Source organism: Roseovarius dicentrarchi (assembly GCF_003316635.1).
Lineage (GTDB): Bacteria > Pseudomonadota > Alphaproteobacteria > Rhodobacterales > Rhodobacteraceae > Roseovarius > Roseovarius dicentrarchi.
Map to the genome: position 1 here is coordinate 224,140 of NZ_QNQP01000001.1, position 25,350 is coordinate 249,489.

At 62.8% G+C, this 25,350-nt stretch carries 32 protein-coding genes; 15 read left to right on the top strand and 17 right to left on the bottom strand.

Annotated elements, in window-relative coordinates; genetic code table 11:
* The first annotated feature begins 44 nt into the window (after window positions 1-44).
* From DQ230_RS01015 to DQ230_RS01040, 6 genes are all read left to right on the top strand, one after another.
* A complete protein-coding gene (locus tag DQ230_RS01015) occupies window positions 45-719 on the top strand; it encodes an SH3 domain-containing protein (RefSeq protein WP_162497330.1) in 675 nt (224 codons plus the stop codon).
* Between the two features lie 11 nt (window positions 720-730).
* The gene (locus tag DQ230_RS01020) at window positions 731-1,579 is read left to right on the top strand and encodes an SDR family oxidoreductase (protein WP_238987381.1); all 849 of its coding nucleotides are present in this window, start codon (window positions 731-733) and stop codon (window positions 1,577-1,579) included.
* 86 nt (window positions 1,580-1,665) lie between these two features.
* Window positions 1,666-1,878 (top strand): twin transmembrane helix small protein, encoded by a 213-nt coding sequence (locus DQ230_RS01025; protein WP_113910629.1) that lies wholly within the window; start codon window positions 1,666-1,668, stop codon window positions 1,876-1,878.
* 2 nt (window positions 1,879-1,880) lie between these two features.
* On the top strand, window positions 1,881-2,453 hold the full coding sequence (locus DQ230_RS01030) for a cob(I)yrinic acid a,c-diamide adenosyltransferase (protein ID WP_113910630.1): 573 nt from the start codon (window positions 1,881-1,883) through the stop codon (window positions 2,451-2,453).
* A gap of 158 nt (window positions 2,454-2,611) precedes the next feature.
* Window positions 2,612-3,370: an electron transfer flavoprotein subunit beta/FixA family protein gene (locus DQ230_RS01035; RefSeq protein WP_113910631.1), complete on the top strand. Its 759-nt coding sequence runs from the start codon at window positions 2,612-2,614 to the stop codon at window positions 3,368-3,370.
* Complete coding sequence (locus tag DQ230_RS01040) at window positions 3,370-4,299, top strand: electron transfer flavoprotein subunit alpha/FixB family protein (protein WP_113910632.1); 930 nt, start codon at window positions 3,370-3,372, stop codon at window positions 4,297-4,299. The genes DQ230_RS01035 and DQ230_RS01040 overlap by 1 nt, the downstream gene beginning before the upstream one ends.
* A gap of 64 nt (window positions 4,300-4,363) precedes the next feature.
* Here the strand turns inward: DQ230_RS01040 and DQ230_RS01045 are convergent, their stop codons facing one another.
* On the bottom strand, window positions 4,364-5,197 hold the full coding sequence (locus DQ230_RS01045; RefSeq protein WP_113910722.1) for a DUF6473 family protein: 834 nt from the start codon (window positions 5,195-5,197) through the stop codon (window positions 4,364-4,366).
* A 170-nt stretch (window positions 5,198-5,367) separates the two neighbouring features.
* Between DQ230_RS01045 and DQ230_RS01050 the strand changes: the two genes are divergently transcribed.
* The gene (locus tag DQ230_RS01050; protein WP_113910633.1) at window positions 5,368-6,243 is read left to right on the top strand and encodes a 3-hydroxybutyryl-CoA dehydrogenase; all 876 of its coding nucleotides are present in this window, start codon (window positions 5,368-5,370) and stop codon (window positions 6,241-6,243) included.
* Window positions 6,244-6,481: 238 nt separating this feature from the next.
* Here the strand turns inward: DQ230_RS01050 and trpB are convergent, their stop codons facing one another.
* The 4 genes from trpB to ihfB all read right to left on the bottom strand — a co-directional run bounded on the left by trpB (window position 6,482) and on the right by ihfB (window position 9,081).
* Window positions 6,482-7,711 (bottom strand): tryptophan synthase subunit beta, encoded by a 1,230-nt coding sequence (trpB, locus tag DQ230_RS01055; RefSeq protein ID WP_113910634.1) that lies wholly within the window; start codon window positions 7,709-7,711, stop codon window positions 6,482-6,484.
* 80 nt (window positions 7,712-7,791) lie between these two features.
* Complete coding sequence (locus DQ230_RS01060) at window positions 7,792-8,436, bottom strand: phosphoribosylanthranilate isomerase (protein WP_113910635.1); 645 nt, start codon at window positions 8,434-8,436, stop codon at window positions 7,792-7,794.
* A 9-nt stretch (window positions 8,437-8,445) separates the two neighbouring features.
* A complete protein-coding gene (locus tag DQ230_RS01065; protein ID WP_113910636.1) occupies window positions 8,446-8,796 on the bottom strand; it encodes a lipopolysaccharide assembly protein LapA domain-containing protein in 351 nt (116 codons plus the stop codon).
* A 3-nt stretch (window positions 8,797-8,799) separates the two neighbouring features.
* On the bottom strand, window positions 8,800-9,081 hold the full coding sequence (gene ihfB / locus DQ230_RS01070; protein ID WP_113910723.1) for an integration host factor subunit beta: 282 nt from the start codon (window positions 9,079-9,081) through the stop codon (window positions 8,800-8,802).
* A gap of 401 nt (window positions 9,082-9,482) precedes the next feature.
* Here ihfB and DQ230_RS01075 point away from each other — a divergent pair, with 401 nt between their 5' ends.
* Together DQ230_RS01075 and DQ230_RS01080 are read left to right on the top strand one after the other, a co-directional pair.
* On the top strand, window positions 9,483-11,168 hold the full coding sequence (locus DQ230_RS01075; protein WP_113910637.1) for an acyl-CoA dehydrogenase family protein: 1,686 nt from the start codon (window positions 9,483-9,485) through the stop codon (window positions 11,166-11,168).
* Window positions 11,169-11,394: 226 nt separating this feature from the next.
* Entirely contained in the window at window positions 11,395-12,093 is a 699-nt protein-coding gene (locus DQ230_RS01080) for a DUF1045 domain-containing protein (protein ID WP_113910638.1), read from the top strand.
* A gap of 34 nt (window positions 12,094-12,127) precedes the next feature.
* Here DQ230_RS01080 and recO read toward each other — a convergent pair whose 3' ends face one another.
* From recO to folK, 12 genes are all read right to left on the bottom strand, one after another.
* The gene (recO, locus tag DQ230_RS01085) at window positions 12,128-12,877 is read right to left on the bottom strand and encodes a DNA repair protein RecO (protein ID WP_113910639.1); all 750 of its coding nucleotides are present in this window, start codon (window positions 12,875-12,877) and stop codon (window positions 12,128-12,130) included.
* 45 nt (window positions 12,878-12,922) lie between these two features.
* Complete coding sequence (locus DQ230_RS01090; RefSeq protein ID WP_113910640.1) at window positions 12,923-13,255, bottom strand: DUF1491 family protein; 333 nt, start codon at window positions 13,253-13,255, stop codon at window positions 12,923-12,925.
* Window positions 13,256-13,307: 52 nt separating this feature from the next.
* A complete protein-coding gene (gene era, locus DQ230_RS01095; RefSeq protein ID WP_113910641.1) occupies window positions 13,308-14,213 on the bottom strand; it encodes a GTPase Era in 906 nt (301 codons plus the stop codon).
* Window positions 14,214-14,295: 82 nt separating this feature from the next.
* A complete protein-coding gene (gene rnc / locus DQ230_RS01100) occupies window positions 14,296-14,982 on the bottom strand; it encodes a ribonuclease III (RefSeq protein ID WP_113910642.1) in 687 nt (228 codons plus the stop codon).
* The gene (lepB, locus tag DQ230_RS01105; RefSeq protein WP_113910643.1) at window positions 14,979-15,809 is read right to left on the bottom strand and encodes a signal peptidase I; all 831 of its coding nucleotides are present in this window, start codon (window positions 15,807-15,809) and stop codon (window positions 14,979-14,981) included. Before lepB ends, rnc begins: the two co-directional genes overlap by 4 nt.
* A gap of 69 nt (window positions 15,810-15,878) precedes the next feature.
* Window positions 15,879-16,301, bottom strand: a complete 423-nt coding sequence (acpS, locus tag DQ230_RS01110; protein ID WP_113910644.1) for a holo-ACP synthase — start codon at window positions 16,299-16,301, stop codon at window positions 15,879-15,881.
* On the bottom strand, window positions 16,298-16,741 hold the full coding sequence (locus tag DQ230_RS01115; RefSeq protein WP_113910645.1) for an ABZJ_00895 family protein: 444 nt from the start codon (window positions 16,739-16,741) through the stop codon (window positions 16,298-16,300). Before DQ230_RS01115 ends, acpS begins: the two co-directional genes overlap by 4 nt.
* Window positions 16,738-17,484 carry a pyridoxine 5'-phosphate synthase gene (locus DQ230_RS01120; protein WP_113910646.1) on the bottom strand — a complete coding sequence of 249 codons (747 nt, stop codon included), beginning with the start codon at window positions 17,482-17,484 and terminating at the stop codon, window positions 16,738-16,740. The genes DQ230_RS01115 and DQ230_RS01120 overlap by 4 nt, the downstream gene beginning before the upstream one ends.
* Before the next feature lie 64 nt (window positions 17,485-17,548).
* Window positions 17,549-18,223 (bottom strand): DUF2062 domain-containing protein, encoded by a 675-nt coding sequence (locus DQ230_RS01125; protein WP_113910647.1) that lies wholly within the window; start codon window positions 18,221-18,223, stop codon window positions 17,549-17,551.
* A gap of 19 nt (window positions 18,224-18,242) precedes the next feature.
* Window positions 18,243-20,375, bottom strand: a complete 2,133-nt coding sequence (locus DQ230_RS01130; RefSeq protein ID WP_113910648.1) for a RelA/SpoT family protein — start codon at window positions 20,373-20,375, stop codon at window positions 18,243-18,245.
* A gap of 50 nt (window positions 20,376-20,425) precedes the next feature.
* A complete protein-coding gene (gene rpoZ, locus DQ230_RS01135; RefSeq protein WP_113910649.1) occupies window positions 20,426-20,779 on the bottom strand; it encodes a DNA-directed RNA polymerase subunit omega in 354 nt (117 codons plus the stop codon).
* Between the two features lie 69 nt (window positions 20,780-20,848).
* A complete protein-coding gene (gene folK / locus DQ230_RS01140) occupies window positions 20,849-21,418 on the bottom strand; it encodes a 2-amino-4-hydroxy-6-hydroxymethyldihydropteridine diphosphokinase (protein ID WP_113910650.1) in 570 nt (189 codons plus the stop codon).
* Between the two features lie 150 nt (window positions 21,419-21,568).
* On the opposite strand from folK, the gene DQ230_RS01145 reads away from it, so the two are divergent.
* The 6 genes from DQ230_RS01145 to DQ230_RS01170 all read left to right on the top strand — a co-directional run bounded on the left by DQ230_RS01145 (window position 21,569) and on the right by DQ230_RS01170 (window position 25,340).
* On the top strand, window positions 21,569-22,141 hold the full coding sequence (locus DQ230_RS01145; protein ID WP_113910651.1) for a LabA-like NYN domain-containing protein: 573 nt from the start codon (window positions 21,569-21,571) through the stop codon (window positions 22,139-22,141).
* A 123-nt stretch (window positions 22,142-22,264) separates the two neighbouring features.
* Window positions 22,265-23,215 carry a 4-hydroxy-3-methylbut-2-enyl diphosphate reductase gene (gene ispH, locus DQ230_RS01150; RefSeq protein ID WP_113910652.1) on the top strand — a complete coding sequence of 317 codons (951 nt, stop codon included), beginning with the start codon at window positions 22,265-22,267 and terminating at the stop codon, window positions 23,213-23,215.
* Window positions 23,216-23,220: 5 nt separating this feature from the next.
* The gene (locus DQ230_RS01155; RefSeq protein ID WP_113910724.1) at window positions 23,221-23,673 is read left to right on the top strand and encodes a DUF3429 domain-containing protein; all 453 of its coding nucleotides are present in this window, start codon (window positions 23,221-23,223) and stop codon (window positions 23,671-23,673) included.
* Complete coding sequence (locus DQ230_RS01160; RefSeq protein ID WP_113910653.1) at window positions 23,670-24,263, top strand: class I SAM-dependent DNA methyltransferase; 594 nt, start codon at window positions 23,670-23,672, stop codon at window positions 24,261-24,263. Before DQ230_RS01155 ends, DQ230_RS01160 begins: the two co-directional genes overlap by 4 nt.
* Window positions 24,256-24,720: a ribonuclease HI gene (rnhA, locus tag DQ230_RS01165; protein WP_113910654.1), complete on the top strand. Its 465-nt coding sequence runs from the start codon at window positions 24,256-24,258 to the stop codon at window positions 24,718-24,720. The genes DQ230_RS01160 and rnhA overlap by 8 nt, the downstream gene beginning before the upstream one ends.
* A complete protein-coding gene (locus tag DQ230_RS01170) occupies window positions 24,717-25,340 on the top strand; it encodes a trimeric intracellular cation channel family protein (protein WP_113910655.1) in 624 nt (207 codons plus the stop codon). The genes rnhA and DQ230_RS01170 overlap by 4 nt, the downstream gene beginning before the upstream one ends.
* Window positions 25,341-25,350: the final 10 nt, after the last annotated feature.

The window sequence follows — 25,350 nt, forward strand, 5'->3', positions numbered from 1 at the left end:
GCCTGCCAGCCTCGACCGAATACATGCGATGGGGGATTGCATTGATGTGGCGTCTTATCTTGATCAGCTTCGGCTTTCTGGCAGCGGCCTTTTATCAGGCCAGCGGCGGTGCCGACTACGCGCCCGCGCCCGGATCGCTTCAGGTTGCGCTGCGCGACAAGCCATTCTTTGCGCCGCCCTTGAAGGTTGCAGCTACGGCAGACCAGTCTGCCGATGCAATCGCTGAGGCGGACGCTCCCAAGCTGCCGCCCATTCAAAAGCCTAAATCCGAGAAAACCGCCGCCGCGCCCATGCCAAAGACGCAGCGTGCCCAGCCGACATTTGCCGGGCTGTCCGGCATTGGCAAGGGGGATACGGGCGGCTTTGAAATCACGCTTGCATCAGCGGCCCGCACCCTGGATGGCGGCGATGCGATCCCGCAGCGCCCGCTGGAGACGATGGGCGCCTTCAACGCGGATACTTTGGTCGAGGACGTCAATCGCACCCCGATCGATCAGGCGCTGGCTGTTCCCCAGCAGCCTGCCGACATTCGCAGCGTGATCGGCAGCCGGGTCAACATCCGCAGCGGACCGGGAACGGACTACGCCGCGCTTGACCAGCTGACACAAGGGACGCAGGTCGAAGTGCTGGATCGGCGCGGTGACTGGCTGGAGCTGCGCAACATGCAGACCGGACAGACCGGATGGATGGCCGACTGGCTGATCACTGCCGTGAACTAAGGCTCCCTGATTTGACACATACCAATAACGGCGCGGGCCGCGCGATCCTGATTACCGGATGCTCTTCAGGGATAGGATATGACGCGGCGCACGGGCTGGCCGCGCGCGGCTGGCGGATTTTCGCCTCCTGCCGCCAAGCTGCCGATTGCGAGCGGCTGCGCAGCGAAGGGTTCGAAAGCCCGCTGATTGACTACGCCGACGCCGCCACCATCAAAACCGGCCTTGCCGAGGTGCTGAAGGCAACCGGCGGCAGGTTGGACGCGCTGTTCAACAACGGCGCCTATGCCTGTCCGGGTCTGGTCGAGGATCTGCCGACCGGCGCCCTGCGCGAGATATTTGAAACCAATCTGTTTGGTTGGCACGATTTGACCCGGCGCGTGATCCCGGTGATGCGGGCGCAGGGGCATGGGCGCATTGTGCAGTGTTCCTCGGTGCTTGGGCTGGTCACGCTGCCATGGCGCGGCGCCTACAACGCGACGAAATTCGCAGTCGAGGGGCTGACAGACACCATGCGGATAGAACTGCGCGGCACCGGCATCCATGTCTGCCTGATCGAGCCGGGACCGGTGACATCGCGCATCCGCCACAATTCCATCCCGCATTTTGAACGCTGGGTCGATTGGCAAAATTCGGCCCGCGCCGAGGAATATCGCGCCGGGCTTCAAAAACGGCTTTATGCCGAAAAAGGCCCGGACAGGTTCGAGCTGCCGCCCTCTGCGGTGACCGCAAAACTGGCGCACGCAATCGAGGCCCGGCGCCCGCGCGTGCGCTATTACGTCACGGCGCCGACCCACGCGATGGGCCTTGCGCGGCGCATCCTGCCCGCCCGCGCGTTGGACTGGATCCTGTCGCGCGCCTGAGGCGGGGCGCCGCACGCGCGGTTTTATGGTTTCGCTTTCCCTGCCAACAGGGCTACATCGGCAGCAGAGCCAATCAGGAGATCCGCATGCTGAACGATCCGCTATTCCTGCTCGCTGCCGGGGCGTGCCTTGTCGTGGCAATCATTCTGGCCATGGGCATCAGCACCTTTGGCAAACCCGGCATTGATAATGCCAAGCGATCCAACAAATTCATGCGCTGGCGCATCATTGCGCAATTCATCGCGGTCATGGCCATTCTGGCATTCGTGACAATCCGCAACCAGTTCGGAGGGCAATGACGATGGTCGTTCTCAACAAGATTTACACACGCACCGGCGATGCCGGCACAACCGCGCTTGGCGATGGCAGCCGCGCGGCCAAACATTCGGCGCGCGTTGCCTCCTACGGCAATGTGGACGAGCTGAATTCCACGCTGGGGCTGGCGCGCCTGCATGCCACCGCAGAGACCGACGAGGCGCTGGCGCGGATCCAGAACGATCTGTTCGACGTGGGCGCCGACCTCTGCCGCCCCGACATGGAAAAGGATGCAGACGCCGAATACCCCCCCCTGCGCGTCACATCCGCGCAAGTGGACCGGCTCGAGGTGGAAATCGACGCCATGACAAAGGTGCTGGAGCCGCTGCGCAGCTTCATCCTGCCGGGCGGCACCGACCTGGCCGCGCATCTGCACCTGTGCCGCACCGTCTGCCGCCGCGCCGAACGCGGCGCGACCGAACTGGCGCAGATCGAAACCGTCAACCCGGTTGCGATCAAATACCTCAACCGCCTCAGCGACTGGTTTTTCGTAGCGGGCCGGATGGCGAATAACGGCGGCAAGGATGACGTTCTGTGGGTTCCCGGCGCGAACCGCTGACCAAGGCGGCGACGCGCATTTCCCAAGCGTCGCCAACACACCAGGACGCGACGATTTTACGCTGTTTTCCGCCTGAGCCTTTCTATATCAACGCCCAAGGAAGCGTTTATTGAAGAGTCGCGCCCGCGGCTTTTCGTCAATCTGAGGAGATTATGCCAATGAAGGTGCTCGTGCCCGTCAAGCGCGTGATTGACTACAACGTGAAGGTTCGCGTCAAAGCGGACGGTAGCGGTGTCGATCTTGCCAACGTCAAAATGTCGATGAACCCGTTCGACGAAATCGCCGTTGAACAGGCGATCCGCCTGAAAGAGGCCGGCAAGGCCGACGAGGTGATCGCCGTCTCCATCGGCGTCAAACAGGCGCAGGAAACGCTGCGCACCGCGCTGGCGATGGGCGCCGACCGCGCGATTCTGGTGATCGCGTCCGAGGACGTGAACACCGATATCGAGCCGCTGGCCGTTGCCAAGATCCTCAAGGCAATCGTGGACGAAGAGCAGCCCGGTCTGGTTCTGGCGGGCAAGCAGGCGATCGACAACGACATGAACGCCACCGGCCAGATGCTGTCGGCGCTGCTGGGCTGGTCCCAGGGCACGTTCGCCTCCGCGCTCGATATCGAGGGCGATCATGCGCTGGTCACGCGCGAAGTCGACGGCGGCTTGCAGACGATCAAGGTGAAAATGCCCAGCATCGTCACCGTCGATCTGCGCCTGAACGAGCCGCGCTATGCGTCCCTTCCCAACATCATGAAGGCCAAGAAAAAGCCGCTGGACGAGAAAACCGCCGCCGATTACGGCGTCGATGTCACGCCGCGCCTGACCGTCACCGGCACAGCGGAACCAGAGGCGCGCAAGGCGGGCGAAATCGTCGGCTCGGTCGATGAACTGGTTGCGAAACTCAAAGAAGCGGGGGCTGTATAATGGCTGTTCTTCTCCTTGCCGAAGTCACCAATGGTGAGCTGAACGTCGACGCGACATCAAAGGCTGTCACGGCAGCCGCCAAGCTGGGCGATGTCACCGCACTGTGCTGCGGCGCGTCCGCTGCTGCCGCGGGCGAAGCAGCGGCAAAGATCACCGGCATCACGCGCGTTCTGGTGGCCGAGGATGCGTCGCTGGGCCACCGCCTTGCGGAACCGACGGCCGCGCTGATCGTGTCACTGGCGGGCGATTATGACCACATCGTTGCGCCTGCCACGACGGACGCGAAAAACGTGCTGCCGCGCGTTGCGGCACTGCTGGACGTGATGGTGATCTCGGACGTGTCCGGCATCGTTGACGGCGACACGTTCGAGCGCCCGATCTATGCAGGAAACGCAATCCAGACCGTCAAATCGACCGACGCCAAAAAGGTGATCAGCATCCGCACCTCCACCTTCGATGCGGCCCCCGATGGCGGCTCGGCCCCGGTCGAGACGATTTCGGCGGCAGAAAACCCCAATCTGAGCGAATGGGTCGAGGACAAGGTTGCGGCCTCTGACCGTCCGGATCTGACTTCGGCGGGCGTTGTCGTCTCTGGCGGTCGCGGTGTCGGCAGCAAGGATGACTTTGCCATGATCGAAGCGCTGGCCGATGCGCTGGGCGCGGCTGTGGGCGCGTCGCGCGCGGCGGTCGATTCAGGCTATGCCCCCAATGACTGGCAGGTTGGCCAGACCGGCAAGGTCGTTGCCCCCACGCTTTATGTCGCGGTCGGCATTTCCGGCGCGATTCAGCACCTCGCCGGTATGAAGGACAGCAAGATCATCGTCGCGATCAACAAGGACGAAGAGGCGCCGATTTTTCAGGTTGCCGATTATGGCCTGGTCGCCGACCTGTTCGAGGCAGTCCCCGAACTGACCAAGCAGCTGGGCTGATCCCCGGTCCTGCATCTACCGACGAAGGCCCGCCATTATCCGGCGGGCCTTTTTCATTTCAGCGTCACATCTGCATGTATCGGCCCAGCTGCGGCGCCAGATTGCGCGCCACCTCCCTATGCGCGGCGACACCCGGCAATTCGGCGGCAACGCTGGCCTCAAGCTCGGAATAAACCATACCGTCACAGCCCTGCGAACGCGCCTTTTTGCTCAGCGTTGCATCGACAATGCAGACCGGCGGCGCGCTCACTTTCTCAAGCATCGCACGTGTGACAAAAGCCGGATCCGCCGAGATTTCGGGATCATCCGCATGGTCCGGCGGCGCCTGCGATGATATCCACAGCAGCACCACGGCAGACTCGATCTTCTGCAACAGCAGCTTCATACGCGACACCCACTCGGCCTGTAATTCATCGCGCAGAACCGCGAATCTTTCAGGCGATACGTCGCTCAGGTGCCGCAAAAGATGCCGCACGAAATGGAATTCGGTGAAATCAACACCGCCATACATGGCACGCAAAAGCGGCGTTGCCTCGACAAAGCGGTCGTTCCTGCGCGGATGCACCGAATAATACCGGTTCGACAGATTTTGCGCGCCCAACACCTGAACCACCGTCACGGCAGCACCGGAGGCCGCGGCGCGGATATGTTCATCATTCGCCAGCACATCCAAACCCGCATTTGGCCAGCCCAGATTGATGCAAGCCATGCCTGTCTGCGCCTCAACCAGCGCTGGAAAGGGACGGTCGATGAATTTACCGTAAGTCTCCGTGCCGCCGATGAACACGGCATACTGCCCCTCCAGCTTTCGCTTTGGTCCGCGAAACAGTAATTTCGACGCAGCATACCGACACGGCATGTAATCAAGAGGCTGCGCCCGCTGTTTTTCATAAGCCATAATTCCCACCATTAAGTTCACCCAGGAATGAGAATCACCGCAATCCCTTTAGAAATTGCTAAAAGATGAATTCATCGTAAAGTTTAAGCTTCCCCGCTGCCCCTGCCCCCCTTGCAGGCGCCGGTCGCTGGGGCCTATTGTGCATGCAAACCAGCAGATGGGGCAGGCATATGGACATCCAGACAATCGGTATCGTAGGTGCGGGGCAGATGGGCAATGGCATCGCGCATGTCATGGCGCTGGCCGGGTATCAGGTCCTGCTGACAGATGTCAGTCAGGATGCGCTGGACAGCGCGATGCAGATTATGCGCCGCAACCTCGACCGGCAAGTCAGCCGGGAAAAGATCAGCCAGACAGATATGGACGGCGCGCTGGAGCGTATCGGCACAACCCTGAAACTGACCGATCTGGGAAAAACCGATCTGGTGATCGAGGCCGCAACCGAACGCGAGACGGTCAAGCAGGCGATATTCGAAGATCTGCTGCCACATTTGAAACCCGACACAATCCTGACCTCGAACACGTCATCCATTTCCATTACCCGCCTCGCCAGCCGTACTGACCGGCCAGAGAAATTCATGGGTTTTCACTTCATGAACCCTGTCCCGGTCATGAGCCTCGTCGAACTGATCCGCGGCATCGCAACAGATAAAGAAACCTACGACACCTGCCTCAAGGTCGTGGAAACACTGGGAAAAACCGCCGCCTCCGCGGAGGATTTTCCGGGCTTCATCGTCAACCGGATCCTGATGCCGATGATCAACGAGGCGGTCTATACCCTCTACGAGGGGGTCGGCAATGTCCGCTCGATTGACCAGTCAATGAAGCTGGGGGCAAACCATCCAATGGGGCCGCTGGAACTGGCCGATTTTATCGGACTGGACACCTGTCTGGCGATTATGAACGTACTGCATGACGGCTTGGCCGATACCAAATATCGTCCCTGCCCGCTCCTGACCAAATATGTCGAGGCAGGCTGGCTTGGCCGTAAAACCGGCCGCGGTTTCTACGACTATCGCGGCGACGAGCCTGTGCCCACTCGCTGAGACAGCGCATATATCACAGGTAGAATTGAGTATTTTTCACCAAGATGAAGGTGCGCGTTAACCTAATATTAAGGTTAATCGCGCCTTATGGTATGGCGGTACAGGCTGGAGAGCCGATGACCGCCCAAGGTGAAGCCCCGCCACCCTTTCCGCCTGGCGAGTTTCGGGGGCGGGGTGGACCTTCTCGTTCATCTTGGCAAAAATACTCATTTCTCCCGTCGCAGCACACGCCCCGGTTTCAGTCTTTTTCGTCCATATCAAAGCCTAGATGCTTGGCCACGGTAAAGATGTCTTTGTCGCCGCGCCCGCACATATTCATGATGATCACATGGTCCTTGGGCAGATCCGGTGCGATCTTCATCACGTGCGCCAGTGCGTGACTGGGCTCCAGCGCAGGAATAATCCCCTCCAAAGCGCAGCTCAGTTGGAACGCTTCCAGTGCTTCCTTGTCGGTGATGGCGACATATTCAGCGCGACCGATGTCGTGCAGCCAGCTATGCTCGGGGCCGATACCGGGGTAATCCAGCCCCGCTGAAATCGAGTGACCTTCGAGGATCTGGCCGTCGTCATCCTGTAGCAGATAGGTGCGGTTGCCGTGCAAAACGCCGGGGCGACCGCCGGTGAGCGACGCGCAATGCTCCATCTTGGCATTGACGCCTTTTCCGCCTGCCTCGACACCGATGATGCCAACGTCCTTGTCATCAAGGAACGGATAAAACAGGCCCATCGCGTTGGAACCGCCACCGATTGCCGCAATCAGTGTATCCGGCAGGCGCCCTTCGGCAGCCAGGATCTGCTCCTTGGCTTCCTTGCCGATAATGCTTTGGAAATCGCGGACCATGGCCGGGTACGGATGCGGGCCGGCCACCGTGCCGATGCAATAGAACGTATCGCGCACGTTCGTCACCCAGTCGCGCAATGCGTCGTTCATCGCATCCTTCAGCGTGCCGCGGCCAGAGGTTACCGGGACGACCTCCGCGCCCAGCAGGCGCATGCGGAACACGTTGGGCTTTTGACGCTCGACATCATGCGCGCCCATGTAAACCACGCATTTCAGGCCAAATTTCGCACAGACCGTCGCCGTGGCCACGCCATGTTGCCCTGCGCCCGTTTCGGCGATGATGCGGGACTTGCCCATGCGGCGGGCAAGGATGATCTGGCCGAGTACGTTGTTGATCTTGTGCGCGCCGGTGTGGTTCAGCTCGTCGCGCTTCAGATAAATCTTGGCGCCGCCCAGATGCTGCGTCAGCCGCTCGGCGTAGTAGAGCGGGCTGGGGCGACCGACATAATTGGTCCACAGATCCTGCATTTCAGCCCAAAAGCTGTCATCGGTTTTTGCATGCTCGTACTGCTCTTCCAGTTCGAGGATCAGCGGCATCAGTGTTTCCGACACGAACCGCCCGCCAAAATCGCCGAAACGGCCCTTTTCATCGGGGCCTGTCATGAATGAGTTGAATAGATCGTTCATATCGCTGGCCTCTCCCGTCATGCGCTTGTGTTGGTGAATATGGGACGGCGCAGAACTTTTCCAGCGAAAAGGGTGCCGCCCTAACCTTGGGCCGCCATCACGAAGGCCCGCATCAGCGCCGCATCCTTGACGCCCGGTGCGCTTTCGATGCCTGAGCTGACGTCAAGCTGGGTCGCACCGGTGCGCTGCACCGCTTCTGCGGCATTGGCGGGCGTCAGGCCGCCGGCCAACATCCATGGCAATGTCCAGTCGCGCCCGGCGATCAAAGACCAGTCGAAGGACAGCGCATTGCCGCCCGGCAGCGGCGCGCCCTTGGGCGGTTTGGCGTCGATCAGCAACTGATCGGCAACGTCGCCGTACATGTCTATTTGCGCCAGATCCGCCTGCACGGCGATGCCGATCGCCTTCATCACAGGCAGGCCATAGCGCGCCTTGAGCGCGGCGACGCGCGCGGGCGTTTCCGACCCGTGCAGTTGCAGCATATCCAGCGGCACAGCAGCAACCAGCGCGTCAAGCTGCGCGTCATCCGCATCCACCGTCAGAGCAACGCAGGTGACCCCCTGTGGCGCGCGCGCCGCCATCACGGCAGCTGCGTCGACGCTGACATTCCGCGGTGAGCGCGGGAAAAACACAAACCCGATATACTGCGCCCCTGCCGACACTGCATTTGCAACGTCAGCAGGCTGCGTCAGCCCGCACATCTTGATCCGGATGTCACTGCTCATGCGGATCGCTCAGCGACCGTCATCCAGAAGGGCGATCACCTCGTCATTGCCCTCATGCTTGTCCCGCTTGAGGCGCTTGATCTCGGCGCGTAGTCGGGCCATTTCGCGGGTTTGTCTGGCGGCTGCGGCGCGCTCACCCGCCTCGCGGATCCACTCCCATATAAAGCCGAGGATCAGGCCCGCCAGAATGCTGCCGAAGATGACAACGAATAACGGCAGATCGTAGGTCGGGCTGAGGGCCGTAAACCTGTTCAAGCCATCGGGCACCAGGGCCACAGGCACAACGACGCGGTTCGCCAGCGCAATCAGGATCAAGGCCACCGCAAAAATAGCGATGGAGGCATAACGAATATAGCGCATGATTTACTTTCCGTTCAGTCGGTCCCGAAGGAGTTTGCCAGTCTTGAAGAATGGCACGTGTTTTTCTTCGACAGGAACGGACTCGCCCGTGCGCGGGTTCCGGCCCAATCGCGCATCGCGCTTTTTAACTGAAAATGCGCCAAAGCCGCGCAGCTCCACCCGGTTGCCTGACGCCATTGCATCGGTAATCTCGTTAAAGACCGTGTTTACGATCCGCTCCACATCCCGTTGGTACAGATGCGGATTTTCATCGGCAATCTTCTGAATCAACTCCGATCGGATCATCGGCATAGTCCCCCGGTCCAGTGCGTTGCGCAGATTCTGCTGCTTGGGCAGTATATGCGCAATACGTGGAAACAAAACCATAAAGCGCGCCGCATCTGCGGCAAATGCGGCGATAATTCGCACCTGCCAGTGCAATCTGGCGTAAAACAAGCCCGGAAATTGCGCGATGGTCGCGTCGCATCGCGCCCTGCATCCTTGCGATTCGCGCCGCCCGCGCCAGTTGTCAAAATGACCGTACCGCAACAGAAAGACGGTTCCATCACCTAATAGACAGCACCAAATTACCTCACATTAAGAAATGTCGCGCAATATTAATCCAAAACGTGCCGCCCAAAGGTATAATAGTTGCGCTGCACCTGCGAAGTGATTAGGACGGACTGCAAGTTTGAAAGGATCTAGAAATGGCCCATGACGGACAAATTGAAATGACATCACCTGCCGTACTGCTGGACAATCTGCCGGAACTGACCCGCGCCAGCCTTGCCCCCGTCGCCGCCCTGCTGGACGCCGCCACAGCCAGTGTCAAGGCGCTGGTCTCCGAGGGGGACCGGGTCTCGAACGCGCTGGTCGAACAGCATCAGACCGCCGCACATGGGTTGGCATGGCTTGCCACCTATTCCGAGGCGCTCCACCAGATGCAGGCATGGGCCGACCGCCTGCAAGAGCAAGGCACCTTCAGCGAGGTCGAGGCGCTGCTTCACCAGATCGCCTTTGGCGAATATCTGTCGCAAATCCATGGCGGCATCCCGATGAGCCAGGGCGAGATCCTGCGCCTTTCCGATATCGGCCTGTCGCAGGACGATGTGCGCGGCCTGATGACGCCCGAAATCATGACCCTTTCGCAGAGTGGCAACAGCCAGGCCGCCCGCACGCGTCTGGTGCACCTGATGCAGGACCGCGCCGCCGAAATCACCGTTGGCCGCACCGGTCTGGACGAAGAATTGGAGATGATCCGCGAGCAGTTCCGCCGCTACGCCATCGACCGGGTCGAGCCGCACGCGCATGACTGGCACCTCAAGGACGAGTTGATCCCGATGGAAATCATCGAGGAACTGGCCGAAATGGGCGTGTTCGGCCTGACCATCCCCGAAGAATTCGGCGGTCTGGGCCTCAGCAAAGCGTCGATGGTCGTCGTCTCCGAAGAGCTCAGCCGCGGCTATATCGGCGTCGGCTCGCTCGGCACGCGCAGCGAAATCGCGGCCGAGCTGATCATCTGCGGCGGAACCGACGCGCAAAAGGCGCATTGGCTGCCCAAACTCGCCAGCGCCGAAATCCTGCCGACGGCGGTGTTTACAGAACCCAACACCGGCTCCGACCTTGGCGCGCTGCGCACCCGCGCGGTCAAGGATGGCGACGATTACCGCATTACCGGCAACAAGACATGGATCACCCACGCCGCCCGCACCCATGTGATGACCCTGCTGGCGCGCACCGATCCAGCCAGCACCGACCACAAGGGCCTGTCGATGTTTCTGGCCGAGAAAACCCCCGGCACGGACGCGGCCCCCTTCCCCACCGACGGTATGTCGGGCGGCGAGATCGAGGTGCTGGGCTATCGCGGCATGAAGGAATACGAACTGGGTTTCGACAATTTCCACGTCAAGGGCGAAAACCTCTTGGGCGGCGAAGAGGGCAAAGGCTTCAAACAGCTGATGGAAACGTTCGAATCCGCCCGCATCCAGACCGCGGCACGCGCCGTCGGCGTGGCGCAATCGGCGCTGGACGTGTCGATGCAATACGCACAGGACCGCAAGCAGTTCGGCAAATCGCTGATCGACTTCCCGCGCGTGTCCGGCAAGCTGGCGATGATGGCCGTCGAAATCATGATAGCCCGCCAGCTGACCTATTTCTCGGCCTGGGAAAAGGACGAGGGCCGCCGCTGCGACGTCGAGGCCGGCATGGCCAAGCTGCTGGGCGCCCGCGTGGCATGGGCCGCTGCCGACAATGGCCTTCAAATCCACGGTGGAAACGGCTTCGCGCTGGAATACAAGATCAGCCGCATCCTGTGCGACGCGCGCATCCTCAACATCTTTGAGGGCGCCGCCGAAATTCAGGCGCAGGTCATCGCCCGCCGCCTCTTGGGCTAGAATACCTTGGCCGCACCGCAGATCGCCTGCGGTGCGGCACGCCCGGCCCGCCGCAAACGCGCCCTGCGGCATTTTCTTGGTCAAAATACCCATTGCGCCGCATGTGCGGCACGGAACATCATCAGCATTGAGAGTGTTCGCCATATTCCGGGACACGAACCATGGCTGCCGCGCTATGCCATCCCTAAGGCCCCGGCGAGACCCTCTAACAAAAGCCTTCCACTCAATGCCCCATCCTGAATTTCAGCGCTACGCGATCTACTACACACCTGCCGAAGGTCCCCTTGCCCGGTTCGGCGCCGAGTGGCTGGGCTGGGACATTCGCGCCGGCCGCGTTCCAGCGCAGCGCATCCGCGTGCCAAATCTTCCCATACACATCGACGAACTGACGCAAACGCCGCGCCGATACGGCTTCCATGCCACGATCAAACCGCCGTTCCGCCTCGCTGCCGGTCGCACCGAAGCCGAGTTGGCCGCGGCCCTGACAGCCTTCTGCGCTGCCATGACACCCGCGCATAGCGACGGACTGGAATTGGCCCAGCTTGGCCGCTTCCTCGCTCTGGTGCCCCAGGGGGATGCGGAGCCTCTGGCGCGCCTTGCGTCAGACGTGGTCCAGTCCTTCGATGGATTTCGCGCACCCCTGACCGAGGCCGAGCTGGCCCGGCACAGCACTCCCCGCCTTGGCCCGGCCCAGGTCCAAAATCTGCACCGCTGGGGGTATCCGCATGTAATGGACTGTTTTCGCTGGCATATGACGCTGACAGACAAACACCCAACAGCGCAAGTTGCAAAAGCGCACGCCGCTCTTGCTGATAGAGTGACACCCCTGCTGCCCCGTCCGTTCACACTCAACACGCTCAGCCTTGTTGGGGAGTCCCGGACCGGATACTTTCATCTGATCCAGCAAACACCGCTTGGCGGCTGAAGCAACGGCATCACGTTCACCTTCCTTGAAAGGCTCAATCGACGGTCCCGCCTTGCGCGATCCGTGCCTCAAATCGCGCGATGAACCGCGCGCGCGCATCGGGGACGGGTTTGCCACCCAGATCCGCCGCCAGCTTATTGTGCAGGAAAAAGCCGGTGGTGCGCAGCCCCTCGGCAATGTCCGCGTCGGGCGCAGCGCCATGGCCCAGCATGCAGGGCGGCAAGGGCAGAAGCCGATCCGCCCAGTCCCCGGCCCCCGCCCGCGAGACCGCGCGGCCGCTGCGCGGCGATACATAGCTCAGATCGTTCGCGCGCGCGCCGCGCACCGCACAGGCCGACAAATCGAGGCCGAACCCAAGATCGCGCAAAAGCGCCATTTCCCAGCGCAGATAGGCCAGCGGCCACGCATCACGGGCCCCCATGAGATCCAGCAGCGTTTCCGTCCGCTGATACAAATCTGCATACGCCTCCCGTTCGGGCAGCGAAAACAGCAGTAGCGACGTGACCGCATTCAGCCCCGACAGTGCCAGCCGGTCCTCCATCGCAAGGGCCGTACGGCTGCGCACAGGCTCAACCGTGAAAACGCCCATATGCTCTTCCAGACGGGCGCGCCATGCCAGATCCAGCTGCGCGCCCGGTTGCAGGATCGGCGCCAGCCTGCGCGACGCGCCGCCCCGCACAACGCCCGCGTGACGGCCGCGCCCCGGCGTCAGAACTTCGATGATTGCGGCGCTTTCGCCATGCGGGCGCGCCGACAGTAAAATCCCCTGATCGCGCCATTCCATTCCCAGCCACTCCTGCACCGCCAAGGCAAAACTAAGCCAAGCGCATCACTCTGCAAGGCCGGGCTGGTCCAGCAGATGGCGCCCTGCGCGATCCTCGACCTCGATCACCCAAAGATCGGGATCAAATCCGCGTTGCCGCGCGATGGCGGCGTCCACATCCGCCTCCGCGCCTGAAATCAGCGTGTCCCATTTGCGCGCGCCGCTCATCAGATCGAAGCTGCGACAGTATGCTGCGGCCTGCCCGTCCAGAGTGTTGAGCTTGACCAGAACCGCGCCGGACGCGTCATCGCCATGCGCGGTCACAAAGGCCGGGATATCCGCGCCGCGCAGGCGGGCAATATAGGCATGCACCCAGAATTCTGCGGTAAGGCGCGTCATGTCTTGTGTTGAATTTGAGTATTTTTACCAAGATGAAGCACCAGGGGCCGCATCAATTTCCGTCCTTGAAGTCCAGCCCCATTTCCGAATACCGCTCGGCCTCTTCCAGCCAATTTGGGCGTACCTTGATCTGCAGGAAAAGATGGACGCGGCGGCCGAGGAATTCCTCCAGTTCCGCGCGGGCGGCGGCGCCGACCTGTTTGATCGTCTCGCCCTTGTGGCCCAGCACGATGCCCTTGTGGCCGTCGCGCATGACGTAGATCAGCTGATCAATGCGGGCTGATCCGTCGGGCCGTTCCTCCCAGTTTTCCGTCTCGACGGTCAGCTGGTACGGCAATTCCTGATGCAGGCGCAGCGTCAGCTTTTCGCGGGTGATTTCGGCGGCGATCATGCGCAGGGGCAGATCGGCGATCTGATCTTCGGGGTAGAGCCATGGGCCGTCCGGCAGCTGGCCTGCCAGCCAAGCGCGCAGGCTGGCGACGCCGTGGCCCTTTTCGGCGGATATCATGAAGGTTTCTTCAAAGGGGAACCGGTCGTTCATGTCCTTGGTCAGCGCCAGCAGTGCCGGCGATTGGACGCGGTCGATCTTGTTTATCGCCAGCGCCACTTTGCGGCCCCTTGTCACCTCGCCCAGGTTTTCGAGGATGGCCTTCACACCGTCGGTGATGCCGCGGTTCGCCTCGATCAGCAGGACGACAACGTCGGCGTCTGCGGCCCCGCCCCAGGCGGCGGCGACCATGGCGCGGTCAAGGCGGCGGCGCGGTTTGAACAGGCCCGGCGTGTCGACAAACACCAGCTGCGCGTCACCCTCGATCGCAACCCCGCGGATGCGGGCGCGGGTTGTCTGCACCTTGTGGGTGACGATACTGACCTTGGCGCCGACCATGCGGTTCAGCAGGGTCGATTTACCTGCGTTCGGCTCTCCGATCAGGGCGACAAATCCGGCGCGTGTGCTCATGTGGCTGTGTTCCATCTGTTGCAGGCCGCAGACCTACCCGATTGTGGCGCGCTTGCCCAGAGGGTGCGGCGGCGCGCTGCGTTCAGGCGCCTTGCTCAAGCCGGGCCATCAGCGCCTTGGCGGCCATTTGTTCGGCCTGCCGTTTGGAGCCGGCTGTGGCGGTTTCTTCGGTCCCGTTCTCAAGCCTGGCCGATATGGTGAAAAACGGGGCGTGGTCGGGACCGCTGCGCGCCGTCTGCACGTAGCGCGGCGGCGGCATGCCGCGCGCCTGCGCCCATTCCTGAAGCGCTGTTTTCGCGTCGCGCGCGTCCTGCTCCACCGCGTCTATCCGGGGGGCCCAATGCGCCATGATGACGCGCCGCGCCGCCTCGAACCCGGCATCCTGATAGACCGCGGCAATCACCGCCTCCATCGCGTCGCCCAAAAGCGCCTGCTTGCGGCGCCCGCCGGACAGCATTTCCGAGCGGCCCAGTTTCAGCACCGCGCCCAGATCAATCGCGCGCGCGACGTCTGCGCAGGCTTCCTTGCGCACCAACGCGTTGAAGCGGGGCGCCAGCAGCCCTTCGGCGGCGGTCGGATCATGGGCCAGCAGCGCCTCGGCCATCACGAGGCCCAGCACGCGGTCGCCCAGAAACTCCAGCCGCTGGTTGTCAGACCGGCTGGGCGAGGACATCGACGGATGCGTGACGGCCTCGATCAGCAGCGCGGGGCGGGAAAAATCATGCCCGAGCCGCGCCGCAAAGGCCTTGAGGTCAGCGGAGAGTCTCAATCCAGCCCCTTGAAGAAACGGTCCGAGCGCCACGTCCAGAAATACAGCATGGATTTGCCGGCCGAGGAGAAGATCACCCGATTGGCGCGGCCGATCAGGTTTTCGAACGGCACGAAGCCGACGCCGCCGACGGTCTGGGGATAGCGGCTGTCGGTGGAATTGTCGCGGTTGTCACCCATGAAGAAGTAATGCCCCTCGGGGACCGTAAACACGCCGGTATCGTCCGAGCGTTGGTCGCCGATGTTCAGAACATTATACGATTTGCCGTTCGGCAGCGTTTCAATCTGCCGCTCCTTGACGCACGTCGCGCCCTCGCCCACGACGCCATTGGCACAGCGCGGGCGGCTGTTCATCGAGCCTTGGCTTTCGTATACTTCATCGAAACTGCCCGCATCCTCCAGCTGAACCGGGGTGCCGTTCAGATGCAGCACGCCGTCCTTCATCTGGACCGTGTCGCCCGGCATGCCGATCAGACGTTTGATGAAATCGCTGTGGTTGACGGGATGGCGGAACACGATGATATCGCCGCGCTCAGGCTCCGAGCCCCAGAGCCGGGTGTTGTCGCCGTCCAGAAAGCCGCAGATGTCGGCGGCGTCGACATCGATCGGGCCAAACCGGACCGACGGGCAGGACGCGTAGGAATAGCCATACGCCATTTTGTTCACGAAAAGGAAATCACCGATCAGCAGCGTATCCTTCATCGAGCCGGACGGAATCCAGAACGGTTGAAAGAACAGTGTGCGGAAAATGCCGGCGATCAGGAGGGCGAAAACCACCGTCTTGATCGTCTCGATGATGGGATTGCCTGTCTTGGCCTCGGATGCCATGCGCGGTCTCCGCCTTTGCAATATGGGTCTGTCAATCGTGCTGCTTCATGGGCGCGGGGGCGGGCCAAGTCAACCCGCGCTGTCGGGCGCGGGCGGGACCGGGCGCGCCTCGATCACCACAAAGGCCTGCGCCCAAGGGTGGTCATCGGTCAGCGTGACGTGGATGATGGCCGTGTGTCCCGGCGGGGTCATTTGCGCCAGCCGTTCCTTGGCCCAGCCTGTGACCTGCATCACCGGCTGGCCGGTGGGCAGGTTGCTGACGGCCATATCCTTCCACGCGATGCCCATGCGCAGGCCGGTTCCCAGCGCCTTTGAGCATGCCTCCTTGGCGGCCCAGCGTTTGGCATAGGTGCCGGGGGTGTCGGCGCGCGCTTCGGCCTTGCGCTGCTCCACCTCGGTAAAGACGCGTGCGCGGAAGCGGTCGCCGAAACGGTCCAGCGTGCGGGCGATCCGCTCGATATTGGCCAGATCGCTGCCGATGCCAAGGATCACAGTTTATCCACGCCGTTCCGGCGGCTGATCGCATCCTGCTCGCTGCGCGCGCCGATGCTCAGGAAAAAGCGGTTCGACAGAAGATAGCCCAGCGCATAGAGCGCCAGCAGGATCAGAAACTGCCGCGAGCCGAATTCGGCAATGGTCAGCTTGGCAAATTCGGGCAGCAGCGCCGCCATTGCGTAGCTCAGCGCGACATTCAGCACCACCGCAAGCGCCGTGGCCAGCAGGGCAAAGTTCCACGCTTCGGCCATGTTGGGCTTGCGCCCCTCCTCGCGGACGAATGCGCGCCCCTCGATCAACGCCGCGACCATCGCGGGCGCCAGAAGCTGCGCGGACGATCCAAGCCCCGCATCAAGCCACGCATTGGCCGCCATGACGATCAGCGCAACGCCGATGGCCATGCCCAGAAAGACGGCCGTATAGCGCGGATAATTCACCGCGCCGCGTCCATCCGGCGGCGCATCTCCGCGATGGCGGGCGCCAGCCCCATGAACACCGCCTCGCCGATCAGGAAATGACCGATATTCAGCTCCATCACTTCGGGCAATGCCGCGATGGGGGCCACGGTGTCAAAGGTCAGGCCATGCCCCGCATGCACCTCAAGGCCCAGCGAATGGGCATAGGTCGCCATTTCCGACAGCGCCGCCAGTTCGGCATCGCGCGCGTCAAAACGGCCCTCGGCATGGGCGTCGCAATAGGCGCCGGTGTGCAATTCGATCACCGCCGCGCCGATGCGCGCGGCCGCGTCGATCTGTGCCGCATCCGCGCCGATGAAGATCGACACGCGGCTGCCCGCCTCGCGCAGGGGTGCGATGTAATCGGCCAGCTTGGGTTCGCTGCCGACCACGTCCAGCCCGCCCTCGGTCGTGCGTTCCTCCCGCTTTTCCGGCACCACGCACACGGCGTGGGGTTTCAGGCGCAGGGCGATCTGCGCCATCTCGTCGGTTGCGGCCATTTCAAAGTTCAGCGGCACGGCCAGCGCGTCCATCAGCGCATCGATATCGGCGTCACGGATATGGCGGCGATCCTCGCGCAGATGGGCGGTGATGCCATCGGCGCCGGCCTCTTGCGCCAGCAGGGCCGCGCGCACCGGACACGGCACGGCGCCGCCGCGCGCGTTGCGCAAGGTGGCGACGTGGTCGATATTCACGCCAAGGCGCAGCTTGGATGCATCCGTCATGGTGTCCCCCCGAACAATACTCAACCTTAGTAAGGTCCCTGCCCGGCGCAGGGTCAAGCGGCGTTCAGCGCTCGGGCGGCGACTGTGGCGCTTTGGCATCGTCCACCGCGGCCTTTTGTTTCAGCGCGATCCACTTGGCCTTGAGCCGGGCCTGCCTGCGTTTTTGATAGACCAGTATGACGGGAAGCGAGAAATAGTAGGCGGCGATGGCGCAGATCAGGCCGGGGATGATGCCGCCGATCAGATAGGGCAGGAAAACCTCGTCATAAAAAACGGCCAGCTTGCTCCAATGCGCCGTTTCATCGGTGAACATCGCCATGAAGTTGTGCTTCAGATCCGCCATCGCGCCGACGATCTTGGCCCCCAGTGTCAGGTGGACATCCTCGGCCGTGCGCCCGCTGCCGGTGCCAAGAATGAAATAGCCGGTTTGCAGGGCGCTGGCGGCAATCGCAGGAAAGGTCAGCGGATTGCCGACGAATGTGGCCAGCAGCGCCGCCACGATATTGCCGCGAATGATCTTGGAAATCAGCGCCGCCAGAACGAAATGCAGCCCGAAGAACGGCGAGAATGTCACCAGCACCCCGACAAAGATGCCCCGCGCGATGCGGTGCGGCGGGTCCGGCAGGCGGGTGACGCGATATTTGACGTAGCGGGCCGCACGGGTCCAGCCGCCCTTGGGCCAGAAAAAGGCGCCGACGGTTCTCCAGAACGATCTTTTATCTCGTCGCTTGAAGACCAACGCGGCGCACTCCCGTTTCTCAGGTTTCGCCCTTGCCGGCGGCACGGGACAGATCGCGAAGACGCTCGACCTGCGCAACGTCGGTATCTGCATTCAGCATATTGATCACGCTGTGCAACTGTTCGGCATCACGCAACTCGACCTCGACCAGCAGACGGTAAAAATCGGGCTTACGATCCACAAAGGTCATGTTCGAGATATTGGCACCGCACTCGCCGATCAAGGTGCAAATGCGCCCCAGCACGCCGGCGTCATTGCTCATCGTGATATTCAGCGACACACCGTAGGACGCCGCATGCGTGCCCGAATGCCAGGCCAGATCAATCCAGCGCTCCGGCTGCTCCTCATAGGTGCTGAGGCTGTCGCAGTCGATCGAATGGACGACAACGCCCTTGCCGCGAAAGGTGATCCCGACAATCCGCTCGCCCGGCAGCGGCTCGCAGCATTGCGCGCGCTCGAATCGCTGGTCAGGCTCAAGGCCGATGACGGCGCGGTCGCGGCCCACCTCATCGCCGCCTTGCGGCGCCAGATCGGGATAGACGGCGCTGACCACCTCGCGCGCGGTCAATTCGGCGCTGCCCATGCGCGCCAGCACGGAATCGACATCCTTCAGCTGGAGGGTGCGCGCGGCGGCGGTCAGCGCCTTGTCTGTGGCGCGTTTGCCCACATGCTCGAACGCGGCGCGGGCCAGTTCGCGGCCCAGCTTGATGTAGCGGCCGCGATCCACCTCGCGCAGGGCGCGGCGGATGGCGGATTTCGCCTTGCCCGTCGTGGCGATGTCCAGCCATGTCGATTGCGGCATCTGTCCGTCCGCGGTGATGACGTCCACCGACTGGCCATTCTTGATCCGTGTCCAGAGCGGCACGCGCATGCCGTCAATCTTGGCCCCGACCACCGAATTGCCCACGCGGGTGTGGATGGCATAGGCAAAATCAATCGGGGTTGCGCCGCGCGGCAGCTTGACCACCTCCCCCTTGGGGGTAAAGCAAAAGACCTGATCGGAATACATCTCAAGCTTGACCGCCTCAAGGAAATCGGCGTCGTCATCACCGTCCAGCTGATCGGTCAGCGTGTTGATCCACTTGGCCGGATCGACGGCAAAGGGGTTCTCGCTGCGCACGCCGTCGCGGTAGGACCAATGCGCGGCAACGCCCGATTCGGCCACGTCATGCATCTGGCGGGTGCGGATCTGCACCTCCACCCGCTTGCCATCGCGGCCCGACACGGTGGTGTGGATCGACCGGTAGCCGTTCGATTTGGGCTGGCTGATGTAATCCTTGAACCGGCCCGGTACGGCGCGCCAGCGTTGATGGATCGCGCCCAGAATGGCGTAACATTCGGCCTCATCCGCGCAGATGATGCGGAACCCGTAGATGTCCGACAGGCGCGAAAAGGCCAGATCCTTTTCCTGCATCTTGCGCCAGATCGAATAGGGTTTCTTGGCGCGGCCCAGCACTTCGGCCTCGATGCCGACGCGGGTCAGTTCCTTGCGGATGTCGGCGGTGATCGAGCTGATGACGTTGCCCGATTCGTGTTGCAGCGTGATGAACCGGCGCATGATCGACGCGCGCGCCTCGGGGTTGATGACGCGAAAGGCCAGATCCTCCAGCTCTTCGCGCATCCATTGCATGCCCATGCGCCCGGCCAGCGGCGCATAGATATCCATCGTCTCGCGTGCCTTTTGCACCTGCTTGTCGGGGCGCATCGCCTTGATAGTTCGCATGTTGTGCAGACGGTCGGCCAGCTTGACCAGAATCACGCGCAGGTCCTTGGACATGGCGATCAGCAGCTTGCGGAAATTCTCGGCCTGCTTGGTCTCGCTGCTGCTGAGCTGAAGATTGGTCAGCTTGGTCACGCCATCGACCAGATCGGCCACCTCGACGCCGAACATTTCAGCCACGCTGGCGTAGGAGGCGCGCGTGTCCTCGATCGTGTCATGCAGCAGGGCGGTGACGATGGTCGCATCCCCCAGCCGCTGCTGCGCCAGAATGGCGGCAACAGCGATGGGGTGCGTGAAATAGGGCTCTCCCGAATAGCGGGTCTGCCCTTCGTGCATGCGCAGGCCGTAATTATAGCCCCGCCGCAGCAGGCCCTCATCGCAGCGGGGGTTGTAGCTGCGCACCAGCGCGATCAGGTCATCGGCGGTAATCATGTGATGCACCCGTCGCGCCGCGGCGCTGTGCCGCGGATGGGCCGGGGGTATCAGCCCTGGCCCTGCGCCTTCATCAGTTCGCGCAAAAGACGCTCTTCGGACATGTCGTCTTCGGCGGGCTTGTCCGCCTCACCGCCCATCAGAAGCGCCATCTGGTCCTCTTCAGGCTCGTCGACTTCGATTTCGGTCTGGTTCGACTCGATCATGCGCTCGCGCAGGTCGTCGGCGCTTTGGGTTTCCTCTGCGATTTCGCGCAGGGCCACGACCGGGTTCTTGTCGTTGTCGCGGTCCACGGTCAGCGGCGCCCCGGCGGTGATTTCGCGGGCGCGATGCGCGGCCAGCATCACCAGCTCGAACCGGTTGGGAACCTTGTCGACGCAGTCTTCGGTAGTTACGCGGGCCATGAGACCTCCGGAATTTAAGCAGCGTGGAAACGTCTCCCTTACGCGCGTATCGCGCGATACGCAAGCAGGTTATGGCAGGCGGACCACCTCGGCGCGGACCTGTGCGGGCAGCGCGTCCGCCATTTCGCGCACCGTGCGGCCCAGCACCGGATGGCGCCAGTCCGGCGCGATATCGGCCAGCGGCACCAGCACAAAGGCGCGGTCCTGCACCCGCGGATGCGGCAGGATCAGCTCATCGGGGGTGCGCGTCATCTGGTCATCCAGCGGCAGATCGCGCCAGGCAGCATAACCGGCCGGGTCCGGCAGAACCGTCTGCCCCTGCGCGATCAGATCCAGATCCAGCGTGCGCCGCCCCCATCGCTGCACCCGTTCGCGGCCAAAATGCGCCTCAACCCGGTGCAACAGGTCCAGCGCCTGCTGCGCATCCCCCCTGACCCCGATTTCGGCCGCCGCATTGACATAGTCCGGTCCCGCCCCCGCCGGAAAACATGGCGTGGCATAGAATGGACTGACGGCGCGCAATTCGGCCCCTTCGGCCACCAGCAAATCCAGCGCCGCGCGCAAGGTTTCGCCGGGCGCGCCTGCGCTGGACGGCAGATTTCCGCCCAGTGCAATCAGAAAACTTTCAATTACCGTCACGTCACCCACCTAAAGATCGAACCCGGTGGCCTTGCCCCGCGTTACGCTTGAAATTAAGCCTGTGCCAGATTAATCCGGCAACACTTTCTTTTACGGTAATTTTTCACCGCCGTAAGCGATCCTGTGCAAGCCGGCGGAAAGGATCAAGGAATGTTTTACAAAGATGAGCGCCTTGCGCTGTTTATTGACGGCTCGAACCTCTACGCGGCCGGCAAGGCGCTGGGCTTCGACATTGACTACAAGCTGCTGCGGTCGGAATTCATGCGCCGCGGCAAGCTGCTGCGCGCGTTCTACTATACTGCCCTGCTGGAAAACGACGAATATTCACCGATCCGCCCGCTGGTTGACTGGCTGAATTACAACGGTTTTTCCATGGTGACAAAACCGGCCAAGGAATACACCGACAGTCAGGGCCGCCGCAAGGTCAAGGGCAACATGGATATCGAGCTGGCCGTCGATGCGATGGAACTGGCACCGCGCGTCGACCACATCGTTCTGTTTTCGGGCGATGGCGATTTCCGGCCTCTGGTCGAGTCGCTCCAGCGGCAAGGCGTGCGCGTGTCCGTCGTGTCCACCATCCGCAGCCAGCCCCCGATGATCTCGGACGAGCTGCGCCGTCAGGCAGACAACTTTATCGAGCTGGAAGACCTGAGGGACGTCATCGGCCGCCCGCCGCGTGAAATGCCCGCGCCGCGCGAGGATACGCTCGAAGAGCAGGACTGACCGGCGACGATATGAGCCCAGCCGCGCTGCCACCGGCGCGGCTTTTCCGCCCTGCCCACTGGACGCGCGGCGCTGCGCAGCTTACCTCTGCCGCCAAGTCGCGCAGACCAAGGAGCGCCGAAAATGAGCAAACCACCCCTGACCCTGCATCTGGCCGCCCCGCGCGGGTTTTGCGCCGGCGTCGATCGCGCGATCAAGATCGTGGAAATGGCGCTGACCAAATGGGGCGCGCCGGTCTATGTCCGCCACGAGATTGTTCACAACAAGTACGTCGTCGACGATCTACGCACCAAAGGTGCGATTTTCGTCGAGGAACTGGACGAATGCCCTGACGACCGTCCGGTCATCTTTTCCGCGCATGGCGTGCCAAAATCCGTGCCGGCCGAAGCGACCGCCCGAGAGATGATCTATGTCGACGCCACCTGCCCGCTGGTCTCCAAGGTGCATATCGAGGCTGAAAGGCACCACGAGGCGGGGCTTCAGATCGTCATGATCGGCCATGACGGCCACCCCGAAACTATCGGCACCATGGGCCAGTTGCCCCCCGGCGCGGTCATTCTGGTCGAAACCGAAGATGACGTCGCCCGACTGGAGGTGCGTGACGCCTCCGCCTTGGCCTATGTCACGCAAACAACGCTGAGCGTGGACGACACGATCGGCATCGTCGCGGCGCTGAAGGCGCGGTTCCCCGCCATCATCGGCCCCCACAAGGAAGACATCTGCTACGCCACCACCAACCGGCAGGCGGCGGTCAAGGCAATGGCGCCCGATTGCGACGCGATGCTGGTGGTCGGCGCGCCCAACTCCTCCAACTCGCGCCGACTGGTCGAGGTTGGCGCGCGTGCGGGCTGCGAGTATGCGCAGCTGGTGCAGCGCGCGGATGACATCGACTGGCGCAGCCTGACAGGCGTGCGCAGCATCGGCGTGACGGCTGGCGCGTCCGCCCCCGAAGTGCTGGTGAACGAGGTGATCGCCGCCATTCAGGACCGCTATGACGTGACCATCAATCACGTCGAAACCGCCGTTGAAAACGTCGAATTCAAGGTGCCGCGCGTGCTGCGGGCGCCGGCATGATGGGCATGACCGGCGTGCCGCGCTCCGCGCTGATTCTGGGCCTTGCCGGGCTGATCCCGTTCCTGTGGGGCGCGATCACGATCCTGCAACCCGGCCTTGCTGACTGGACGATCCGCAGCATCGGCCCACGCTTTGCCGGGCCATATGTCATGCTGTTCTACGGCGCGATCATTCTGGCCTTCATGTCCGGCGTGCTCTGGGGATTTGCCACGAAGCTGGAGGGGAATCAGGCGGCGGTCGGCTATGTCTTATCGGTGATCCCTGCCCTCTGGGCATTTTTCACCACCGGCGGCGGGCCGGTCAGCGCGGGCATGTCGCTGATGGCGGGCTTTGCCGGCCTTCTGGGCATCGATTGGCTGTTCTGGCGCTTTGGCGTGGCGCCAGAATGGTGGATGCAACTGCGCGTGCTGCTGACGGCGATCGTGCTGGGCTGCCTGGCCGTGGCGGTCTTTCTATGACCGTCGATGACGAAACTCTGGGCGTCTATCGCGCCCGCGCGCAGGACTACGCCGCGATGACCGACGAGCTGTCAGGCGACAAACATCTTGCCGCCTTCATCGCAGCCATGCCACCCGGCGCGCGCGTGCTTGATATCGGCTGCGGCCCCGGCCGCGCAGCGGGCCAGATGGCCGCTGCCGGGCTGGCCGTCGATGCCATTGATGCGGTGCCCGAAATGGTCGCCATGGCCGCCGCACAGCCCGGCGTCACCGCATGGCAGGCCAGCTTTGATGATATCGGCGGCGATGCGATCTATGATGGCGTCTGGGCCAATTTCAGCCTGCTGCACGCGCCACGCGCGGCGCTGCCCGGCCACCTCGCCGCGATCCACCGCGCGCTGAAACCCGGCGGACTGCTGCATATCGGCATGAAAACCGGCACCGGCGCGGGCCGTGACGATCTGGGCCGCTTCTACACCTACTATACCGAGGCCGAGCTGCGCGAACTGCTGATTGCCGCGGGCCTGACCCCCGCGCGCAGCTGGACAGGCCGCGATACCGGCCTTGCCGGAACCTGCGACGAATGGAGCATCCTGCACGCCCATGGCTAAGCTTTTCGCCTATACCGACGGCGCCTGTTCAGGCAATCCCGGCCCCGGCGGCTGGGGCGCCCTGCTGCGCGCAATGGACGGCGATACCATCGTCAAGGAACGCTGCCTCAAGGGCGGGGAGGCCAACACCACCAACAACCGGATGGAGTTGCTGGCGGCGATCAACGCGCTCGAAACGCTGGCCAAACCCTCCAAGCTGACAATCGTCACCGACAGCCAATATGTCAAAAACGGCGTCACCGGCTGGATTCACGGATGGAAGCGCAACGGCTGGAAAACCGCCGCCAAAAAGCCGGTCAAGAACGCCGAACTGTGGCAGCGCCTCGATGCGGCGCAGGCCCGTCACACAGTCACATGGGAATGGGTCAAGGGCCATGCCGGCCATCCCGAAAACGAACGCGCCGATGAGCTCGCCCGCGAGGGTATGGCCCCCTTCAAAAGCAAGTCCGCGAAATGAGCGCGGTTGCCCTGCTCGATTACGCCTCGGTGCTGATCTTCGCGCTGACCGGCGCGCTGGTCGCCAGCCGCGCGCAGTTGGACATCGTCGGCTTTGCCTTTATCGCCAGCCTGACGGCGGTAGGCGGCGGCACCCTGCGCGATGTGATGCTGGACCGGCATCCGATCTTCTGGATGGGCGATCCAACCTACATTTTGCTGGCCGCCGGCGCCGCCGTGCTGATCTTCTTCACCGCTCACCTGGTCGAAAGCCGCTATCGCTGGCTGCTGTGGCTTGACAGCTTTGCCTTGGCCGTTGCGGTCCCTGCGGGCGTTTCGGCGGCGCTGGCAATGGGACAGGCGCCGCTGATCGTTGTGCTGATGGGCGTCTCCACAGGCTGCATGGGCGGCCTGATGCGCGATGTCGTGGTCGGCGAGGTGCCGCTGGTCCTGCGCAAGGGCAAGCTATATGTCAGCGCCGCCTTCGCCGGGTCAAGCGTTGCGGCCATACTTGATCAATTCCAGTTCGACACCATCGTCGTGCTTGGCAGTTGCGGAGTGGTCACATGGTCGCTGCGCGCAGGCTCGCTCGCCTTCGGCTGGTCGATCCCGGTGTATAAAACATCACCGCCGCGCCAGTAAAAAACGCCTG

What these genes read in the sequence shown, in the direction of transcription:
- DQ230_RS01040 (WP_113910632.1), top strand. Translation starts at nt 3,370, where the DNA reads ATGGCTGTTCTTCTCCTTGCCGAAGTCACCAATGGTGAGCTGAACGTC.
- lepB (WP_113910643.1), bottom strand. Translation starts at nt 15,809, where the DNA reads ATGGCATCCGAGGCCAAGACAGGCAATCCCATCATCGAGACGATCAAG.
- DQ230_RS01080 (WP_113910638.1), top strand. Translation starts at nt 11,395, where the DNA reads ATGCCCCATCCTGAATTTCAGCGCTACGCGATCTACTACACACCTGCC.
- DQ230_RS01130 (WP_113910648.1), bottom strand. Translation starts at nt 20,375, where the DNA reads ATGATTACCGCCGATGACCTGATCGCGCTGGTGCGCAGCTACAACCCC.
- rnhA (WP_113910654.1), top strand. Translation starts at nt 24,256, where the DNA reads ATGGCTAAGCTTTTCGCCTATACCGACGGCGCCTGTTCAGGCAATCCC.
- DQ230_RS01045 (WP_113910722.1), bottom strand. Translation starts at nt 5,197, where the DNA reads ATGGCTTATGAAAAACAGCGGGCGCAGCCTCTTGATTACATGCCGTGT.
- DQ230_RS01145 (WP_113910651.1), top strand. Translation starts at nt 21,569, where the DNA reads ATGTTTTACAAAGATGAGCGCCTTGCGCTGTTTATTGACGGCTCGAAC.
- trpB (WP_113910634.1), bottom strand. Translation starts at nt 7,711, where the DNA reads ATGAACGATCTATTCAACTCATTCATGACAGGCCCCGATGAAAAGGGC.
- DQ230_RS01170 (WP_113910655.1), top strand. Translation starts at nt 24,717, where the DNA reads ATGAGCGCGGTTGCCCTGCTCGATTACGCCTCGGTGCTGATCTTCGCG.
- DQ230_RS01160 (WP_113910653.1), top strand. Translation starts at nt 23,670, where the DNA reads ATGACCGTCGATGACGAAACTCTGGGCGTCTATCGCGCCCGCGCGCAG.
- DQ230_RS01030 (WP_113910630.1), top strand. Translation starts at nt 1,881, where the DNA reads ATGGTCGTTCTCAACAAGATTTACACACGCACCGGCGATGCCGGCACA.
- DQ230_RS01060 (WP_113910635.1), bottom strand. Translation starts at nt 8,436, where the DNA reads ATGAGCAGTGACATCCGGATCAAGATGTGCGGGCTGACGCAGCCTGCT.
- ihfB (WP_113910723.1), bottom strand. Translation starts at nt 9,081, where the DNA reads ATGATCCGATCGGAGTTGATTCAGAAGATTGCCGATGAAAATCCGCAT.
- DQ230_RS01120 (WP_113910646.1), bottom strand. Translation starts at nt 17,484, where the DNA reads ATGACGGATGCATCCAAGCTGCGCCTTGGCGTGAATATCGACCACGTC.
- rpoZ (WP_113910649.1), bottom strand. Translation starts at nt 20,779, where the DNA reads ATGGCCCGCGTAACTACCGAAGACTGCGTCGACAAGGTTCCCAACCGG.
- DQ230_RS01050 (WP_113910633.1), top strand. Translation starts at nt 5,368, where the DNA reads ATGGACATCCAGACAATCGGTATCGTAGGTGCGGGGCAGATGGGCAAT.
- DQ230_RS01025 (WP_113910629.1), top strand. Translation starts at nt 1,666, where the DNA reads ATGCTGAACGATCCGCTATTCCTGCTCGCTGCCGGGGCGTGCCTTGTC.
- DQ230_RS01090 (WP_113910640.1), bottom strand. Translation starts at nt 13,255, where the DNA reads ATGACGCGCCTTACCGCAGAATTCTGGGTGCATGCCTATATTGCCCGC.
- DQ230_RS01075 (WP_113910637.1), top strand. Translation starts at nt 9,483, where the DNA reads ATGGCCCATGACGGACAAATTGAAATGACATCACCTGCCGTACTGCTG.
- DQ230_RS01015 (WP_162497330.1), top strand. Translation starts at nt 45, where the DNA reads ATGTGGCGTCTTATCTTGATCAGCTTCGGCTTTCTGGCAGCGGCCTTT.
- era (WP_113910641.1), bottom strand. Translation starts at nt 14,213, where the DNA reads ATGAGCACACGCGCCGGATTTGTCGCCCTGATCGGAGAGCCGAACGCA.
- DQ230_RS01035 (WP_113910631.1), top strand. Translation starts at nt 2,612, where the DNA reads ATGAAGGTGCTCGTGCCCGTCAAGCGCGTGATTGACTACAACGTGAAG.
- ispH (WP_113910652.1), top strand. Translation starts at nt 22,265, where the DNA reads ATGAGCAAACCACCCCTGACCCTGCATCTGGCCGCCCCGCGCGGGTTT.
- recO (WP_113910639.1), bottom strand. Translation starts at nt 12,877, where the DNA reads ATGGAATGGCGCGATCAGGGGATTTTACTGTCGGCGCGCCCGCATGGC.
- DQ230_RS01155 (WP_113910724.1), top strand. Translation starts at nt 23,221, where the DNA reads ATGACCGGCGTGCCGCGCTCCGCGCTGATTCTGGGCCTTGCCGGGCTG.
- DQ230_RS01065 (WP_113910636.1), bottom strand. Translation starts at nt 8,796, where the DNA reads ATGCGCTATATTCGTTATGCCTCCATCGCTATTTTTGCGGTGGCCTTG.